Raw genomic sequence first — 17,850 nt, 5'->3', positions numbered from 1 at the left:
CGATGCACCACAGGGCTCGCCACAGGACTCAACTCAGGGTCCAAGCCGGCGGCCAAGCCAGTGGCCGACTGAAAGGTCGAGCCAAAGGCCAGCTGAGAGGTCAGCCGAGAGGTCAAGGCGTGCGCGCAACATCGCGCCAGCGCCATCCCGCGCGCGGGATGTGCGCCAGTCCGGCCACCCTGTGCTGAAGGGGTTTTTGGCCCTACTGTCTGCGGGCACCATCTTGGTCTCCGGCGTTGGCTACGCCACCGTCGGCCGTCTAGACAGTCAGCTCAGCGCCTCCGATCTGGACATTCCTACGCAACAAGGTGGGGACGGGAAGTCGTCGAAGAAAAAGAAGGGGCTGCAAGACGGCGCGCTGGATATTTTGCTTGTGGGCTCTGACTCACGCACGGATGCGCAGGGCAATCCCTTGAGCGAAGCCGAGCTCGCGCGTTTGCACGCCGGTATTTCAGACGGCGAGATTAATACGGACACCATCATGGTGCTGCGCATCCCGGCGGATGGTTCCCGCGCCACCGCAATATCTATTCCGCGCGATACCTATGTACATACGGATGACTACGGCAACCTGAAAATCAACGGCGTTTATGCCGCTCACGCGCAGCAGCGCCGCGCGGAGCTTACGGAGGCCGGCTACTCCCCCGGCCCGCAGTTGGAGCAGCGCGTTGCCCAAGCTGGCCAGGTGGGCCTGATCCAAGCGGTGGCGGACTTAACCGGCGTGGAGGTGGACCACTACGCGCAGGTGGGCCTGCTGGGCTTTGCTTTGATGACGGATGCGGTTGGCGGCGTTGAGGTCTGCCTGAACCAGGCGGTCAATGAGCCGCTGTCTGGTGCGAATTTCCCGGCGGGCCGCCAGACGCTCAACGGTGCTGAGGCTTTGTCGTTTGTGCGCCAGCGCCACGACCTGCCCCGCGGAGACTTGGACCGTATTGTGCGCCAGCAGGCCTACATGGCTTCCCTGGTGCAAAAGACCCTGTCTGCAGGCACGCTGACCAACCCGGCACGTTTGCGTGATCTGGCTACGGCCGCGGAGCGCTCCGTGACGTTGGACCAGGGTTGGGATGTGATGGCGTTTGCGCAGCAGATGTCTGGTTTGGCTGGTGGTGACGTCAGCTTCACCACCATCCCGGTGACCTCTGTCAACGGTGTTGGTGATTACGGCGAGTCCATTGTCACCGTGGACGTTGGTCAGGTCCGCCGGTTCATGGAAGAAGTTATTGCACCTCCGGCGGAAGAAACTGACGCTGAATCGTCTTCGGAGCCTCCGGTGGCGCCTGCTGAGCAGTTCGCGCAGTACGAGGCGTATGTGCTCAACGCCGGGTCCCGTCCGGGCCAGGCGGCTGCGATGGGTGATCACTTGCGTAAGCAGGGCATCACGGTTGCCAACGTGTCCAACGCCATGGACGGGGTCTACTCCTCCTCCCAGATCGTGGCTGCAGACCCTCAAGATCCGGCCGCCTTGGAGCTTGCCAACATGCTTGGCGGCCTGCCTGTGACGGCCAATGCGGGCCTTGAGCCTGGCAGTCTGATCGTGGTGGTGGCGCAAGACTACGCGGGCCCTGCCATGGTGGAGCCCGGCGAGGTGGATGAGACGGAGTATTACGCGCCTGTGGGTACTCCGGGTGAGGATTTCGGCGCCACGGAGGTTGGTCCTGAGATCAACGCTGGCGGTACCGGCCCGCGCTGTGTGAATTAATTGTCTACTGTGGGCGGGCATGAGCATGCTCAGCCCGTTGATGCAAGATCCCGCCTCGCCCCGCCTGACGGTATATGACGAGGCTCTGGGCACCCGCATGGAATTTTCCGGCCAGACCTTGGAAAACTGGGCGAACAAGGTGGCCAACATGTTGATTGAAGAGTTTGATGTGGAGTCCGGCTCCCAGGTACACATCGATCTTCCCGCCAGCTGGCAGTCTGCAGCCATTGCGCTTGGCACCTACAACGCACAGAGCTTCCCGCTTTTCGACGCTCCGTTGTCTCCCCCAACCGTCACCTTCACCACTACCGAGCGAGCCTCCTTATGGACGGAGGTGCCCGACGTAGTTGTTGTCTCCAACGATCCTTTTGGCCGCGGCGTTGTGGAATCCGGTGGCGAGTTGCCGTTTGGCACCGTGGATTTTGGCCCGACGGTGCGTTTTTACGGCGACCAGTACTACGGCGAAAGCGCCGACCTGTCCGACTTCGCCCGAGCAGAGTTCGGCCCGCACCGCTATTTGGCTCACCCGTGGACTACGCGTGAGGAGTTTGAGTACAACGTGCTGGCCCCGCTTGCCGCGGGCGGCTCGGTGGTGGTAGCGACGGGCCTGATCCCGGCGGAGCGTTTAGATCACATCACGCAGGTGGAGAAAGTAACGCACTTCTTAACAGCAGATTAACTTTTCTTCACTACCCCCGTTTTTGGGGGAATGCGAAAAAACAGCGACTTTTTCGCCTTGGAGTTATTTACATTGTTTACACCTCCAAGATGAAAGGGTCCTTGCATGAAGCTCTCCGCTACCCGCAAGTCGGGCGCAGCAATCTGCGCTCTCGCACTGTCCACCACCGCTCTGGTTGCTTGCTCCAGCGACGAGGCGGCAACCACGGACACCACCGATACCGCTACGGCAACTGACGCTGCAGCGACCACCGACTCCGCTGCATCTGCAGAGGACCGTGGCCCGATCACTTTCGCCATGGGCAAAAACGACACTGACAAGATCATCCCGATCATTGAGAAGTGGAACGCCGAGCACCCGGATGAGCAGGTCACCCTGTCCGAGCTCGCTGGTGAGGCTGACGCTCAGCGCGAGACCCTCGTGCAGTCCCTGCAGGCTGGCAACGCTGATTATGACGTGATGGCGCTTGACGTTGTCTGGACCGCAGACTTCGCCGCTAACCAGTGGTTGGAGCCGCTGGAGGGTGACTACGCGGTTGACACCTCCAAGCTGCTGCAGCCGACGGTGGATTCCGCAACCTACAACGGCAAGCTCTACGCCCTGCCGCAGAACACCAACGGCCAGCTGCTCTTCCGCAACGTTGACCTGATTGAGTCCAAGCCGGACACCTTTGCAGACATCAAGTCTGCTTGTGAGGCTGTGGAGGGCGACTGCCTGACCACGCAGCTGAAGCAGTACGAGGGCCTGACGGTGAACACCCTGGGCTTCATCAACGGCTGGGGCGGCGCTGTGATCGATGACAGCGGCGAGCCGACCGTTGAGTCCGCTGAGGCAAAGGCAGGCCTGCAGGCACTGGTTGACGCTTACGCTGACGGCACCATTGCCAAGTCCTCCACCGCTGCAACCGAGGAGGAGACCAACCTGGCCTTCACCGAGGGCAAGACGGCGTTTGCTATCAACTGGCCGTACATGTACACCAACGCAGAGGAGAAGGGCCTGAACTTTGAGGTCCAGCCGCTGGTTGGTGAGAACGGTGTTGGCGTGTCCACCCTGGGTGGCTACAACAACGGCATCAACGTGAACTCCAAGTACAAGGCCACGGCTCGTGACTTCATTGAGTTCGTGATCAACGAGGAGAACCAGCTGTCCTTCGCTGAGGCTTCCTTCCCGCCGGTTCTGGCATCCATCTACGACGATGCTGACCTGATTGAGAAGTACCCGTACCTGCCGGCTCTGAAGGAGTCCCTGGAGAACGCTCAGCCGCGTCCGGTTTCCCCGTTCTACCCGGCTATCTCCAAGGCGATCCAGGACAACGCTTACGCTGCCCTGACCGCTGGCAAGAGCGTGGATGACGCAACTGCTGACATGGCTGCAGCTATCAAGCAGGCACAGTAAGTTCATACTTGCGCCTTGCGGCAAATTAACGCCCGTAACCGTTTACACTGCGGTTCGGGCGTTGCCCGTTTTTAGACCCCAAAATCACACAAATTCTTCAGCACATTTTTTTGATCTGAGGCGTCCATGAGCACTTCTCTTAGGCCCGATTCCCCGGCAACGGGCAAGCGCGCCGATGCGCCCGCCGCGAAGAAGCCCAGTGACACCGGCAAGGCGTTCGGTCTTGTCACTCCGGCGCTTTGCGTGTTGGCCGTAGTTATCGGTTACCCCATCGTCCGTGCGATCTGGCTGTCGTTCCAGTCCAATCGCCGCCTGGACCCAGCAACGGGTGTGTTTGTTGACGGAGGCTTTGCCGGCCTAGACAACTACCTGTACTGGATCACCAACCGCTGCATGAGCCCCTCCGGCGTGGTCGGTGCGTGCCCTCCGGGCGTGTTGGCAACGGACTTTTGGCCGGCTGTAAAAATCACGCTGTTTTTCACCGTGGTCACCGTGGCCCTTGAAGCCATCCTGGGTATGGGCATGGCGATGATCATGAACCGCCCGTCCAAGATGCGCGGCCTGATCCGTGCGGCGGTGCTTATCCCCTGGGCGATTCCCACCGCGGTGACCGCTAAGTTGTGGCAGTTCATGTTCGCCCCCAACGGCATTGTGAACTCCCTGCTGGGTAAAGACATCGCTTGGACCACTGACCCGTGGGCGGCGCGCTTTGCCGTGATTATCGCAGACGTGTGGAAAACCACGCCGTTTATGGCGCTGCTCATCCTCGCTGGCTTGCAGATGATTGACCGGGATCTTTACGAGGCAGCGCGCGTGGACGGCGCGAACGCCTGGCAGTCGTTCACCCGCATCACGCTGCCGCTGGTGCGCCCAGCACTGATGGTGGCGATACTCTTCCGCACCCTTGATGCGCTGCGTATGTATGACCTGCCGGTGATCATGATCTCGGCGTCCTCCAACGCGCCCACGGCCACGATCTCCCAGCTGGTGGTGGAAGACATGCGCCAAGGCAACTTCAACTCAGCCTCCGCGCTGTCCACGTTGATCTTCTTGCTCATCTTCGCGGTGGCATTCATCATGATCCGCTTCTTGGGGGCGGACGTTGGGGGTGCGGCGAAGCGTCGTGAAGCAAGGAAGGCTCAAAGGAAGGCAAAGCAATGAAGCGAATCGGGCACTACCTCGGCGTCATCTTCATCATGTTCTGGGGGCTCGCGCCGTTTTACTGGATGCTGATCACGGCACTGCGCCACAAGAGCCACACCTTTGACACCACCCCGTGGCCCACGCACGTCACGCTGGACAACTTCCGCGACGCAATGTCTACCTCCAAAGGCAACGACTTCCTCGGCGCTATTGGCAACTCCCTGATCATCTCCCTGGCCACCACCTCACTGGCCGTGATCGTGGGTGTGTTTACCGCATATGCACTGGCACGCATGCAGTTTCCCGGCAAGGGCATCATCACAGGCATCATCCTGGCGGCCTCCATGTTCCCAGGCATTGCGCTGGTGACCCCGCTGTTCCAGCTGTTCGGTGACCTGAACTGGATTGGCACCTACCGCGCCATGATCATCCCGAATATCTCGTTCGCGCTACCGCTGACGGTGTACACCCTGGTGTCGTTTTTCCAACAGCTTCCCTGGGAGCTTGAGGAGGCCGCGCGTGTCGACGGCGCGACCAGAGGCCAAGCGTTCCGCCTCATCCTTTTGCCACTGGCGGCACCGGCGATCTTCACCACCGCGATCATTGCGTTCATCACCACGTGGAACGAGTTCATGCTGGCACGCCAGCTTTCCAACACGTCCACCGAGCCGGTGACCGTGGCCATCGCCCGCTTCTCCGGGCCGAGCGCCTTCGAATACCCCTACGCAGCGATTATGGCGGCCGGCTCCCTTGTTACCATCCCGCTGATCATCATGGTGCTGCTCTTCCAGCGCCGCATTGTCTCCGGCCTGACCGCAGGTGGTGTGAAGGGCTAGCTGGGTTGGGCTGGTCTGGCCTGGCCAGCATTCGCCGGTTCCGGGTGTCCTCCCGTTGAGATCCTGACAAATCGCGCAGCGGGCCCTTAGTGCCAGGGTGGCGACCTGGGCAAACGCAAACAGCCTCGTCGGATTTGTCAGCTGGGCGGCTCCCCTCTGACAAATGTGACGTGACGCCCTTAGTGCCAGGGTGGCGACCTGGGCAAACGCAAACAGCCTCGTCGCATTTGTCAGCGCACCAACCAGGCGGCCAACCGGGACCAGGGCGGTGCCACAAATCCTGAATTTGTTTCCCGGAATCGGGCAAGGAATTCAGTTTCCGCAGGTGGCCAATGGACCTAATCCAAAAGAATTCAGGATTTACCCCAGAGCGGTTCCCCATCGCCACGACTTCCGCGCTGCTCTGATCCAACTCAACCCCAAGTCAGCCCCAGGTCACCCCAACTCAGCCCCAAGCGAAAAGTCTGATCTTTCCGTACCGTGGGTTGTGCCGGATGTTTCGGCGCAGAACTTGAAACGCTACGAGAAGGAGAACTACATGCCAACGAAATCCATTGACGGCAAGGTCGCCCTTGTTACCGGCGCAGCACGAGGCATCGGCCAGGCAATCGCACTGCGACTTGCGCAGGACGGCGCGGACATCGCGGTGCTTGATCTGAAGGAAGAAAACTGCGCGGACACCGTTTCCCAGATTGAGAAGCTGGGCCGCAAGGCCATCGCCATCGGCACCGACGTGTCCAAGCGTGATGAGGTCTTTGCCGCTATCGACCGCACTGAGAAGGAGCTCGGCAGCTTCGACATCATCGTGAACAACGCCGGCATTGCACAGGTGCAGCCGATCGACGCTATTACGGACGATGAGCTGGACGCCATGTTCAACGTCAACATCAAGAGCGTGGTCTGGGGCATCCAGGCTGCCGCTGCCAAGTTCAAGGAGCGCGGAGGTGGCGGCAAGATTATCAACGCTTCCTCCATCGCAGGCCACGACGGTTTCCCGATCCTGGGTGCTTACTCCGCCTCCAAGTTCGCGGTGCGCGCGCTGACCCAGGTTGCTGCACGCGAGTACGCAAGCGACGGCATCACGGTCAACGCGTACTGCCCGGGCATCGTTGGCACCGACATGTGGGTGGACATTGACCGCCGCTTCCACGAGCTGACCGGCGCAGAGCTGGGTGCTACCTACGAGAAGAACGTTGAAAGCATCGCCCTGGGTCGTGCACAGACCCCGGAGGATGTGGCCAACCTGGTGTCCTTCCTCGCTTCCGAGGATTCGGATTACATCACTGGCCAGTCCATCCTTACCGACGGCGGCATGGTCTACCGCTAAAGACTGTTTCAGCGCCCGCCTTGTGCCTTGTGCATGAGGCGGCGCCACACTACTCGCGCAAGTGAATGCGGCACAGCAATCACTTCACGCGAGTAGTTTTTTGCTTTCCGCTTCGGCGAGCCCGCAGGCATGGGCGCACCGATGACCTCAACGGGGATTGCCAGGTGCCACGCCCACACGCGGGTGCGCGCCACGTGGAATTCAGAGGTCACCACGGTAAGCAGCGTGGCGTCGGGAAAGAGTGCCCACGAGTGTTCCAGGTTCTCGTTTGTTGAGGTCGCATCCGGCTCGATCACGATGTGTTCGTGTGCAACGCCGTGGTGGGCAAGCCAGCCTGCCATCACCTCTGCCTCGCCGTGGCCGGTCACCACCACGGGACGCGGGTTGGCGTGGTAAATCTCTAACGCGCGTGCCAGGCGGGACTCCAACATGGGCGAAGGGCGCCCGTCAGCAACACGAGCGCCCAACACCACAATCGGGTTTGTAGAGCTATTACTCACCCAGCAGACGCTTCCGCAGCGCTTCGTCCTTGCGCTCTACTTCCTGGGCCATGTTCTCCTGGTACTGCGCCATCTTCTCCGTCAGCGCCGGATCGCCCGCACCCAAGATGCGCACAGCCAACAGGCCAGCGTTCTTCGCGCCGCCGATGGATACGGTTGCTACTGGTACGCCGCCCGGCATCTGCACGATGGAAAGCAGGGAATCCAGCCCGTCCAGATCCGCCAGCGCACGCGGTACGCCGATGACAGGCAGCGGCGTTGCGGCGGCCACCATGCCCGGCAGGTGGGCTGCGCCGCCCGCGCACGCGATGATGGCCTTCAGCCCGCGGGAGTGCGCGGACTTGGCGTACGCCAGCATCTTTTCCGGCGTGCGGTGGGCAGAAACCACGCCCACCTCAAACGGCACGCCGAACTCTGCCAGCACCTCAGCGGCGGGTGAAACGGTGTCCCAGTCAGAGTCGGACCCCATGATGATTCCTACGAGCGGTTGCATTGTGTTACTCCTCATCCAGCCATGTCGCGTTGATGATGTAATTCGCGGCGTCTTCCGCCACCGCGCGTGCGACCTCCACCGTATCGGCAACAACGTTGACGTGGCCCATCTTGCGGCCCGGGCGCCACTGCTTGCCGTAGAGGTGGATCTTGGCCTGCGGGTACTTCTCCATCACGGCGGCCACGCGCTGGCCCATTGGCATCTCCGGGTCCGCATCCCCGCCAAGGGTGTTCACCATGACCGTCACCGGTGCGGTGGGTGTCGTGCTGCCCAGCGGCCAATCCAGCACGGCACGCAGGTGCTGCTCAAACTGGGAGGTCACGCACCCGTTCTGCGTCCAGTGGCCGGTGTTGTGCGGGCGCATAGCAAGCTCGTTGACCAAGATCTCGCCGCCGGCCTCAAACAGCTCCACGGCCAGCACGCCGGTCACGTCAAGCTCGGTTGCAATGCGGCACGCCAGGTCCTCTGCGCGCTTGGCCAGCTCCGGGGAAATGCCCGGCGCGGGTGCGATGGTCACGCGGCACACGCCGCCGTCCTGGATTGACTCCGCGACCTGCCAGGCCGCCACCTCGCCAGAGCGGCGGCGCGCCACCATGGCGGAAAGCTCGCGCTCAAAGGGCACTTTGCGCTCCCCCATCAGCGGAACGCCGCGGCCTAGCAGCTCCTCGACCAGTTCCAGGCACTCGTCTAGAGTCTCCGGGAACCACACGCCCTTGCCGTCGTAACCCCCGCGGGTGGCCTTGAGGCACACCGCGCCATCAACGAAATCCCAGAACGCCTTGGCGTCATCCGCCGAGGCGATGCCTGCGAACTCCGGCACCGGCGCGCCCAGATCACGCAGGCGGATGCGTTGCTCCAGCTTGTCCTGGGCGTAGATCAGTGCGGCGGGGCGTGGTTCGGGGTTCACGTCAGCGTCGATAAGCACCTGCAAATGCTCATTCGGCACATGCTCATGGTCAAAGGTCACCGCATCCGTACCTGCGGTGGCCTCCTGCAGGTCCTTCAGCGAGGTGTAATCACCCAGGCGAGCATCAGCGATCACCTGTGCTGCGGAGGCTTCGTTACTGCCCGCCAGCAGGCGGGTTCCAATACCTAGCTCAATTGCTTCCGTTTGCATCATGCGGGCCAGCTGCCCGTCGCCCACAATGGCCACTACCGGCATCCCGTACGTGTTAGTCACCCCAACCACTGTAGTCCCCCCGCAACGTACGATCGAACCCATGGCTGAGATGATCCAACGGCACACAATTTTCCAGAACTCGCTGATGACTGCCCTGCTAGACGGTATCTATGACGGCGAGCTGACCATCGGCGACATCTTGAGCAAAGGCAACTTCGGCCTTGGCACCTTTGACGCGCTCGATGGGGAGATGCTGATTTTAGACGGTGTGTGTCACCAGCTGACCTCCGACGGCAAGGCGCGCATTGCGGATTTGGATCAGCGCACGCCGTTTACCGTGGTCACCAACTTCGTGCCGCGCATTCGTGTCGACGCCCCACGTGGCATGCGCCGCGCCGAACTTTCAGAGTTTGTTGATTCGCTAGAGCCCAGCCGCAACTACTTCTACGCTGTGCGGATTACTGGTCGGTTTGCTGAGGTGGTTACGCGTACCGTCGCAAAGCAGGAAAAGCCCTATCGCCCCATGTCGGAGGCGGTTGGAGACGACACGGAGCACCACTTCACCAACATCAGCGGCACCATCGGTGGTTTCCGTACCCCAAGCTATGCAAAAGGCATCGGCATTCCGGGGTGCCATGTGCATTTTCTTGATAGCGCCCACGAGAAAGGTGGCCACGTCCTCGACTACACCATCGACGAGGCCATTATTGAACTGTGCCCTGGCACCGACATGGAGCTCCACCTGCCCGTGACTGCAGCGTTCCAGGGCGGCAACCTCTCGCCGGAGGACCTGGATGAGCAGCTGCACACCACGGAGATTAAAGACTAGTTATTAGAGGTAGTGTCCATCTTTTAGAAACCGCGTTCGAAAGTCTCGGCTGGAGTGTGCCCTCGCTCCTTAGCATGAAGGTTGTTAGCAAGGAGGCTTTATGAACGTTTTGGGTAAGGACACGCGAAGCCGCGCACGCGGTGCAATGTACGGCCAGATTATTGGCGACAATCTTGGGGCCATAGTTGAGTTTGAAACACCTGCAAGCATCCGCGAGCTCTATCCGGATGGGGTCCGTGAAATGGTCGGCGGTGGGCCATTCAACGTGGCGCCAGGGCAGGCAACCGACGACTCTGAACTTGCTTTGGCCCTAGCCCGCAGCATCGTGCGCTGCGGTAAGTACGACGAAGAAGACGTACGCGCGTCGTACAAGCGCTGGGCCGCATCGTCCCCACCGGACATCGGGTACACGTGTGTCGCAGCACTGTGTCCTCCCTATGAACTCAATGTTGAAAGCAAGGCCAACGGTGCGCTCATGCGGGTCAGCCCCATTGCCATCGCCTACGCGGAGTGCCCCTCGGCCGCGCGTACTGCTGCCGAAAAAGACGCGATGCTCACCCACCCGAACGAATACGTGGTGGACATCAACGGTATCTACACCGAAGCACTTGCGCGCATCATCGCTGGTGAGGAGCCAAAGGCCGCGCTCCAGGCGGCATCGAGCCCGCTTGCCAAGGAGGTGGAAACCTACCTCGACGCATTGCCGGAGGACGTAGCTAGCCACAGCATTGGCTTCGTGCGCTACGCCTTCAACATCGCCTGCTATTTCGCAGTACATGGCACCAATTTTGAGGATGACCTCGTAGCCATCATCGGAATGGGCGGCGACACAGACACCAACGGCGCCATCGCCGGTGCAATGCTCGGCGCAAAGTACGGGGAAGAAGGAATTCCCCTGCGCTGGCGGCACGTAGTTGACGCGTATCGCACCGAGCACGCGGACCGTCCCGAGGAGTTCTCGGTTCAAGGAGCACTGGCGCTTGTTGATGAGTTACCAGTCAACCCGCTGCTCCCCTGGGAAAGGGGCTGAAATGGGCATACCCAGTTCCGACAGTTCGCCCCACCGAGGCAAGGCTCCTCGACTACCGTCAAACAACATGAACGACACTCCCTCTCCACTGACCCGGGAGGAATATAACTCGACCATCGTCTCCGCTGTTGACAAGGCGAAAGGCACCGACCCGTTCACACCGGTGATTGTCCTGTGTGCTGCCACTGCACTCGATGACGTCACCGCGGCGGTCGCGAGCAGCCCAACACCGTACGCCAACGTAGAGGTGACGTCACTAGACAATCTGCTGCACACAGCGGCGCGGCAGCTCGGCCGTAAGCCACTGCAGCGACGAGACGTTGCCAACGAGGTTGCAGATCTGCTTCGCGACGATGCTCCGCAGTCCACTGTGTTTCATGACAAGCGCCTGAATAACTCGGCTGCAACGCTCGAAGGCATGACGGACGCGGTGTTCGAACTGGCCAACGTTCCTCCGGCATGGCGGGAGCTACACAAGGGGATCACGCTTCCACAGGCCAGTGCCCAGATGACCGATAGCGTCTTGGCCAGGCTGAAAGCTTCGGTGTACACCTACCCAGAGGCTGTCGACGCTGCTGTTGCGTATGTCAGTGAGCGGTCCCTCATCGTGGTTGGAAACCTCAGCACCGACGCGCGTGCAGAATGGGCCTTGGACCGGCTTACTCAGAACAGCGTCCACGTCACGTTTGACGGATGTACGCCCTTTGTCGAGCGTGCTTCCCTCGTAGCAGAAACCGATGAGGCAAAGTTCGTTGCACACGGCGTGGCAAAAGCCGTTGACCAAGGCGCTAACCTGCATGAACTCGCTGTGGCGTACTGCAATGAAAGCCAGCTGCCGTACCTTACCCAGGCGTTTGATGACGCTGGCATTTCATATTCGGCCCCCTCAACAGAGGTCTGGTCGCAGGAGCCATATTTTCGAGCACTCGTGACGCTACTGCGCCTCGACCCAAGCGAGATGAACCGTCGCGACCTTACGGTGCTGTTATCTACCGGTGCGCTGGAGCGCAAGAAAACAGACGTAGAAGTACCGTCGTTGTTTGCGTTCGACGCAGTAAGTCGAAATTCCGCGCAACAGTTTTATTCGGGTGAAGACTGGAACGCACCCTTCCGCAACGAAAAGGTTGAACAGCGAGCAGCTCCCATCGTTCGATGGGTGCACCACCTGAGCGCTGTGCTTACCCAGATGTGGACTGCCACATCCTGGCCAGAATTTGCGGACCGTTTCGCCGACGCTGCCGGGAAAACCCTTCGCCCGGCTCGCCAGGCTGAGGTGATCTACCGTGATGAGCTGTTGCGGACGTTGCGGCGTCAACATGGCGCAGTTTCCCGATTGCGCGCTTTCGAAGCGGTCGCCCCTCTGTTTGAGCAGCCTCAGCCGACGCACCACAACGGTCTCGTACGCATCGGTCCGCTAGAGTCGCTCGCAGGCCGCTGCCTGCACACTGCTTTTATTGTCGGCGCCTTGGATGATGCGCTGCCAGGCTCGATCACGCCATCTGCAACTACTACGTTCGAACAGACCAACTCGGATGCGATGCAGTTCATCTCACGTCGTCGACAAGCGTTCACTGCTGCTTTGACCAGTGCACAACGCGTTATTATCACGCATCCGCGTTCCCATCAGGACGGTTCGGGGTCGACGCAACCGTCGCAATGGGCCTCGACTGCTGGTCTTGCATCGCTCGGCCTCACCGCCACCCCGTACAACGACTTTGCTCACATCGATGGGGCGCAAACAGAAGAACCCGTGAAGACCAAGGCTGGGGTGAGTGTTCTTCCGCAGTGGAGTTCCATGCTTATGCAAGGCATGGTCTCGCCACTTACTAGCGTCGAAGAATCGATGATCCAGACCGCCCAGGGCACTGTGCATGACCGCATTGCTCGATACCGCGACATCATGCGCTTCCGCGAAGAGGGTGCCCACGGCAACGCCCCCGGCGCGGAGTTCAATGGCTACACGGGCATGGACTTCACAAACGAAGTCTTCGGTGCGGACATCTCCAACTCACGCCTGGAAGCATTTGCACGATCTCCGTTGTTCTTCTTCCTCGAACGTATTTTGGGCAGTCATGTGCTCGAGGACAAGGTCAGCACCATGCGTGTCGAGGCCACCGAGGGCGGAACCTTGTACCACAGCATCCTCGAAGCTTGGACGCGAGACGTACTCATCCCCGCTGGTGAAGACGTTGCAGAGGCCTCGTGGTGGGAGCAGGTTGCACGCCCGGCGTTGGAGGCAATTGTGGATGATGCGCTGGCGAAGATGCGCAGCGAGCGCGTGAACGCCGCCGTCTGGCAAGGGTTCTCAACCACGGTCCGCCGCGACATCGAAGCATGGTTCCAGCAGGAACGCACCGAGATCCTCGGTGAGGGGTGGCGCCCAATCGGGGCCGAAGTACCGTTCGGGGTCAACCACGGTGATAACACCGCACGCACATCGCCGACTATCGACGTCCCCACCGCAGCAGGCACTACCGCCTCCATCAGCTTCAACGGGATCATCGACAGGGTCGACTACAAAATAACGGAGAGCACTGACTCCAGCGACCCGTATGTCACGCTCAGAATCACTGACTACAAAACCGGCTCGAAGTGGAAAACGTTAGGCAGCGTTATCGATGCCAAGCAGCCGACCGGTTCAGAGAAATACGGATACCACTTCCAACTCGCGCTTTACGGTTCCGCACTCTACGAGCATTTCGTACACGGGGCCGCGAACGACAATGCGGGCGTTGCTGCGCGTGCGTCGGAGTCGGCTGAACCGTGGAGCGCCCCCATCGCCGAAGCGCTTGAAGGGCTGCCTAAAGTACGCGACGTCCAGTCTCGCTACTGGTACCTCCAAGCTCCGACTGTTGAGCAGGCGCATATTTCCCTCGACATCACAGAGGACGTCATCGAGGTCCTGCGCGACAACCTGGCCCACATCTACGGCCATATCGCAGCAGGCACCTTCCCTCCGCATGCGATCAAGACTCACTGGGCTGATCAATCGATGCTGCGTATCGGCATGGAACAGTACGACTCCGTGACGGAAGCACTCACGGAACATGAGGTCATTCCTCTTGCACTTCGGACGGACGCGGAGAACTAAGGAGCACACGATGTCTACCCAATACACGTACCTGTCCCCCGCCGATATTGTCGTGGAAGGCGATGCGATGGCGACTGACCTCAACGGTCGCAACTTCATCCAGTGGTCCACCGATTCGAATGTCTTCGTGCAGGCTGGAGCCGGGTCCGGCAAAACCACCACGCTTATCCAACGTCTGCTCACCCTCATCATTGACGACGGCATCAACGTCGACCAGATCGCAGCGATCACCTTCACGGAAGCCGCGGCAGGAAAACTCGTCTCTGATCTACGCCAGGCTTTGACACAGGTAGCCGCAACCGGCACCCACGCACCGTTTGCTAAGAGTGCCCCGACCGTCTTCCGCAAGGTCGACCAGCAGGAGGCGCAAGCCCGCGCAGACCGCGCTTTGGAGTCGCTGCCTGGCGCGGTAATCGGCACCCTGCACTCGTTCTGCCTCCGACTGCTGAAGCAGTTTCCGCTGGAAGCTGGTCTGCCGCCAAAGGTGGACAAGGTTGATGAATTGCGGCAGCAGGTTGATTTGAGCCTGCGCTCTGACGCCATTGTGGAGATGCTGACCCGCCTCATCGAGGCGGACGATACGGCATTAGCAGAACTTGAGGAGATTAAGCGCACCTACGGCCTTAGACACACTGACGCTGCTCAAGTTGCAGCTGATGTGCAGCTGCTGGTCACCGAAGGCGCGAGCTTAGAGGGTCTCGCTGACGTTGCCTGCTGGATGGATCAGCGCTGGGGAGAGCTGGGCGAAACCCTGAAGGCGCCGCGCTTTGAAGTCGAAGGTGACGCCGAACATGTCCGCCGCATGTTTGATGCCGTGGACGGTACATACGACGAGGTCAAAAACTTCGTACCAGAGAACGATGAGCTGTTTGCGGCGCTGACAACCTATCGCGATGCAATCCAGCCATATGTTGCGGATGCTGCCGCAGCGAAGCTGTGGCAGCCCATCCTTCCGAGGGCTGGCGGGCTGTCGGCTAAAGATTGGGAGAAGCTCGCAATCCCCGACGCGACAGCGGAGTATCTTTCGGACGTTGATAAGAACGTCAAGGGGGGCAAAGCTGGCGCCCAGGTCAAAGGCATGTTGGTGCACATGCATAACGCTTTCGAAAAGCGCGGCCGCCCAGGACTTACTGAGGCGCTCACAGGAGTGTTGCCAGTACTTGCGGCTCTAGTCCTCCAACAGAAAGACTCCCGCCTGCGAAAAGGAACCCTTGAGTACCACGACATGGTGTTCCTTGCTGACGAGCTGGTGTGTGGTGAGGACAACGGCAACATCCGCACCGCGCTGCACGAACAGTTCGAGGTCATCTTCGTCGACGAGTTCCAGGACACGGACCCAGTGCAATATGACATTGTGCGAGCCATCGCATCCGGCGAGGTGAACGGCACCCCGGTTCCTGGGCGCCTCTTCGTAGTGGGCGACCCGAAGCAGTCGATCTACCGCTTCCGCAACGCCGACATCGACAGCTTCGACCGCGTGAAAGCAAGTTATGGCCTCGACGGAAGCGGGCACGGCGTGCTGCTGAACCTGTACCAGAACTTCCGTTCCTCCACCGCAGTGGTTTCCGCCATTAACCAGGTGTTCCCGCACATTCTGGACGGTACACGCGGCGAGGGCTTGCCAACGCAAGCCTCCTACGAAGCGATGGAAGCACAACCAACGCAGTCGTATAACCTCCCCGACGGCGACACCCGGGATCTTCCCGGCAAAGTTATTTTCCTGCACGAGGAAGACACTGCCGCTGGCACTGCTGCCGAGATCAAGCAAGCCGAGGAAGAAGACATTGTTGCACTCATCAGGGCAGCGACGAGCAACGTTGGCGGGGAATACTACCGCCATAACCCGGAGTTTGAAACGGATGCCGAAGGCAACCTCATCGAGGGCACAGCAACCCCAAAGGCGCTGCAGTTTTCTGACATCGCAGTGCTCACTCCAACGAACGGTGAGTCCCGGCGAATCGTCCGTGCGCTCAGCAACGCGAATATTCCGAGTGTGTCGGAAGGCTCAACGCTGCTCTTCCGGGTTCCTGAGGTCAGCGACCTGCTCACCGTGCTTCGCGCGATCAGCGACCCAGCTGACGCGTTCACACAGGTAGCGGCGCTGCGTACTGCGCTTCTGGGCTGCTCCGATGCACAACTCGCAGCCGCCGCGAAAGCTGAAGCTGGTGCTGCGGGCTTTGAACAGGCACAGGAGAAGGTTCAGCAAGAACGCGACTGGCTCCGTGCAAAGGCGTTGGAGGCGCAGGCGTTGGACGTCGGTACGCTTGTGCGCCATGTGGTGAGTGAGTGCGAGCTTCGTAACGCCTACGTGGCGTCGCAACGCACTGACAATCTGGGAAGCCTTGAGCAGGTGATTGCCCTGGCAGACAAGTTCGGGCGAGTAACTGGTTTGGGGCTGCGTGAGTTCGTCCGCTGGGCTGATGAGCAAACCGACAACGCCAGCTCCGCGCATGACCCGGTTTTGGACAACAACGCCAATGGCGTTCGCGTCATGACGATTCACAGGTCAAAAGGCCTCGAATTTCCAATGGTTATCGCTGCGGGATTCAGCAACCCTCCGCCACCGAACAAGACGAACAAGGGCTTCTCCCGCGGCGAAGCGAAAGTTGCGGAGGTGCAGCTGGGAGGTGTGAGCACTCCGGGTTATGAGCGTTGGAAGAAGTTCGACACAGCCGCGTCTGCCGACGAACTCAAGCGCCTCGCGTACGTCGCGCTCACGCGTGCTGAGTCTGTGTTGGCAGTGCCGCTCCACATCGGCCTGACCAAGGCGAATAAGCGGAAAGCTGTCCGCGGCACGCCGCTTATTCAAGCGCTCGATGCAATCGCCCCACTCATTCAACTGCAGGACCGCGCTTCACTCAATGCCCCAACAGACCCGCTGCCGCCTTTGGGCTTGCGCGCCTCTGTGTCCGAACAGGCTCTGTCGAATGCAAATCCAGACAGGCAGCAGGCGCTCCTCCACGCCGCAGCCGCGCTCACGCAGCGTCTCGGCGTGACATCCATCGCCCACGCCGCAGACAGTGCGAGCGCGACCGAGCAAGACATCAGCCGGGCGCAAGCGCATGATGAGGCGCCTTACGCCACCCGGATGACAGGTTCAGCGGTGCGCATGCAGCTTGAGCACGAAGGTGTGATTCCCACCGACGTTTTCCGTGCAGTAAACGCCAACGTGAGACGTGGTGACAGCGGTGCCGCTTTCGGCTCGGCGGTGCATGAAGTCATGGAACGCCTTCCTGATTCCGACGGGGACGTGAACCGCTTGAGCGCCATCGCTGCCGCGCTGTATGGCCTCCCTGACACGGCAATTGCGCAGGTCGCGGCAACGGCACGTGCGTTCTCCGCGTCGAAGCCATACATGCGCGCACTGGACTCCGACGTGGTCTACCGCGAGTTGCCTATCGCAGGCCACGTCACCGGGGTCAAGTTCGATAGGCCCAACCCGTCCGATTCGCAGGAGACGGTGACGAAGGAAGAAACGATTGCGGTCAATGGGTATATCGACCTGCTCTACCGCGACGGGGACACGTGGGTCATTGCGGATTACAAGACCGACGAATACGCCACACCCGAGCGCGTAGCCAGCTACTTCCTGCAGCTCGAGTTGTACGCCCGCATTCTTAGCCGCACGCTTGGCACTGAGGTGGGGCGATTAGAGCTGATTTTCCAGGATGGCGACGAAAGCCAGGTGGTGGATTTCTCGCGCTAGAG

General features: G+C 60.6%; 13 protein-coding genes. 10 read left to right on the top strand and 3 right to left on the bottom strand.

Annotated elements, in window-relative coordinates; genetic code table 11:
* Nucleotides 1–160 precede the first annotated feature (160 nt).
* From I6I71_RS05790 to I6I71_RS05765, 6 genes are all read left to right on the top strand, one after another.
* Nucleotides 161–1,699, top strand: coding sequence for an LCP family protein (locus I6I71_RS05790; RefSeq protein WP_236587424.1), 1,539 nt, complete (start codon nt 161–163; stop codon nt 1,697–1,699).
* A 19-nt stretch (nt 1,700–1,718) separates the two neighbouring features.
* Nucleotides 1,719–2,378 carry a TIGR03089 family protein gene (locus tag I6I71_RS05785; protein ID WP_201823015.1) on the top strand — a complete coding sequence of 220 codons (660 nt, stop codon included), beginning with the start codon at nt 1,719–1,721 and terminating at the stop codon, nt 2,376–2,378.
* Nucleotides 2,379–2,483: 105 nt separating this feature from the next.
* Nucleotides 2,484–3,773 (top strand): ABC transporter substrate-binding protein, encoded by a 1,290-nt coding sequence (locus I6I71_RS05780; protein WP_070493307.1) that lies wholly within the window; start codon nt 2,484–2,486, stop codon nt 3,771–3,773.
* A gap of 126 nt (nt 3,774–3,899) precedes the next feature.
* Entirely contained in the window at nt 3,900–4,934 is a 1,035-nt protein-coding gene (locus I6I71_RS05775; RefSeq protein WP_201823012.1) for a carbohydrate ABC transporter permease, read from the top strand.
* Entirely contained in the window at nt 4,931–5,752 is an 822-nt protein-coding gene (locus tag I6I71_RS05770; RefSeq protein WP_052205243.1) for a carbohydrate ABC transporter permease, read from the top strand. The genes I6I71_RS05775 and I6I71_RS05770 overlap by 4 nt, the downstream gene beginning before the upstream one ends.
* A gap of 538 nt (nt 5,753–6,290) precedes the next feature.
* The gene (locus tag I6I71_RS05765) at nt 6,291–7,079 is read left to right on the top strand and encodes an acetoin reductase (protein ID WP_101734009.1); all 789 of its coding nucleotides are present in this window, start codon (nt 6,291–6,293) and stop codon (nt 7,077–7,079) included.
* Between the two features lie 8 nt (nt 7,080–7,087).
* Here the strand turns inward: I6I71_RS05765 and I6I71_RS05760 are convergent, their stop codons facing one another.
* From I6I71_RS05760 to I6I71_RS05750, 3 genes are read right to left on the bottom strand one after another with little or no spacing between them, the layout of a single operon-like run.
* Nucleotides 7,088–7,579 carry a YdcF family protein gene (locus I6I71_RS05760; protein WP_083439780.1) on the bottom strand — a complete coding sequence of 164 codons (492 nt, stop codon included), beginning with the start codon at nt 7,577–7,579 and terminating at the stop codon, nt 7,088–7,090.
* The gene (gene purE / locus I6I71_RS05755) at nt 7,572–8,072 is read right to left on the bottom strand and encodes a 5-(carboxyamino)imidazole ribonucleotide mutase (protein WP_052205246.1); all 501 of its coding nucleotides are present in this window, start codon (nt 8,070–8,072) and stop codon (nt 7,572–7,574) included. Before purE ends, I6I71_RS05760 begins: the two co-directional genes overlap by 8 nt.
* A gap of 4 nt (nt 8,073–8,076) precedes the next feature.
* Complete coding sequence (locus tag I6I71_RS05750) at nt 8,077–9,294, bottom strand: 5-(carboxyamino)imidazole ribonucleotide synthase (RefSeq protein WP_414017450.1); 1,218 nt, start codon at nt 9,292–9,294, stop codon at nt 8,077–8,079.
* A 7-nt stretch (nt 9,295–9,301) separates the two neighbouring features.
* Here I6I71_RS05750 and budA point away from each other — a divergent pair, with 7 nt between their 5' ends.
* The 4 genes from budA to I6I71_RS05730 all read left to right on the top strand — a co-directional run bounded on the left by budA (nt 9,302) and on the right by I6I71_RS05730 (nt 17,848).
* Nucleotides 9,302–10,021 (top strand): acetolactate decarboxylase, encoded by a 720-nt coding sequence (gene budA, locus I6I71_RS05745; RefSeq protein WP_101734008.1) that lies wholly within the window; start codon nt 9,302–9,304, stop codon nt 10,019–10,021.
* 100 nt (nt 10,022–10,121) lie between these two features.
* Nucleotides 10,122–11,051 carry an ADP-ribosylglycohydrolase family protein gene (locus I6I71_RS05740; protein ID WP_201823009.1) on the top strand — a complete coding sequence of 310 codons (930 nt, stop codon included), beginning with the start codon at nt 10,122–10,124 and terminating at the stop codon, nt 11,049–11,051.
* 67 nt (nt 11,052–11,118) lie between these two features.
* Nucleotides 11,119–14,142, top strand: coding sequence for a PD-(D/E)XK nuclease family protein (locus I6I71_RS05735; protein WP_201822997.1), 3,024 nt, complete (start codon nt 11,119–11,121; stop codon nt 14,140–14,142).
* Between the two features lie 10 nt (nt 14,143–14,152).
* Entirely contained in the window at nt 14,153–17,848 is a 3,696-nt protein-coding gene (locus I6I71_RS05730; protein ID WP_201822995.1) for a UvrD-helicase domain-containing protein, read from the top strand.
* The last annotated feature ends 2 nt before the right edge of the window (nt 17,849–17,850 follow it).

The sequence above is a fragment of the Corynebacterium riegelii genome (assembly GCF_016728505.1).
GTDB classification, from domain to species: domain Bacteria; phylum Actinomycetota; class Actinomycetes; order Mycobacteriales; family Mycobacteriaceae; genus Corynebacterium; species Corynebacterium riegelii.
Note: the sequence above shows the minus strand (reverse complement) of the source record. Positions and strands in the feature narration are given on the sequence as shown.

Bases quoted from the DNA above. Each gene is read 5' to 3' on its own strand.
- I6I71_RS05785 (WP_201823015.1), top strand. From the start codon at position 1,719: ATGAGCATGCTCAGCCCGTTGATGCAAGATCCCGCCTCGCCCCGCCTG.
- I6I71_RS05780 (WP_070493307.1), top strand. From the start codon at position 2,484: ATGAAGCTCTCCGCTACCCGCAAGTCGGGCGCAGCAATCTGCGCTCTC.
- I6I71_RS05775 (WP_201823012.1), top strand. From the start codon at position 3,900: ATGAGCACTTCTCTTAGGCCCGATTCCCCGGCAACGGGCAAGCGCGCC.
- I6I71_RS05770 (WP_052205243.1), top strand. From the start codon at position 4,931: ATGAAGCGAATCGGGCACTACCTCGGCGTCATCTTCATCATGTTCTGG.
- I6I71_RS05765 (WP_101734009.1), top strand. From the start codon at position 6,291: ATGCCAACGAAATCCATTGACGGCAAGGTCGCCCTTGTTACCGGCGCA.
- purE (WP_052205246.1), bottom strand. From the start codon at position 8,072: ATGCAACCGCTCGTAGGAATCATCATGGGGTCCGACTCTGACTGGGAC.
- I6I71_RS05750 (WP_414017450.1), bottom strand. From the start codon at position 9,294: ATGGGTTCGATCGTACGTTGCGGGGGGACTACAGTGGTTGGGGTGACT.
- budA (WP_101734008.1), top strand. From the start codon at position 9,302: ATGATCCAACGGCACACAATTTTCCAGAACTCGCTGATGACTGCCCTG.
- I6I71_RS05740 (WP_201823009.1), top strand. From the start codon at position 10,122: ATGAACGTTTTGGGTAAGGACACGCGAAGCCGCGCACGCGGTGCAATG.
- I6I71_RS05735 (WP_201822997.1), top strand. From the start codon at position 11,119: ATGAACGACACTCCCTCTCCACTGACCCGGGAGGAATATAACTCGACC.
- I6I71_RS05730 (WP_201822995.1), top strand. From the start codon at position 14,153: ATGTCTACCCAATACACGTACCTGTCCCCCGCCGATATTGTCGTGGAA.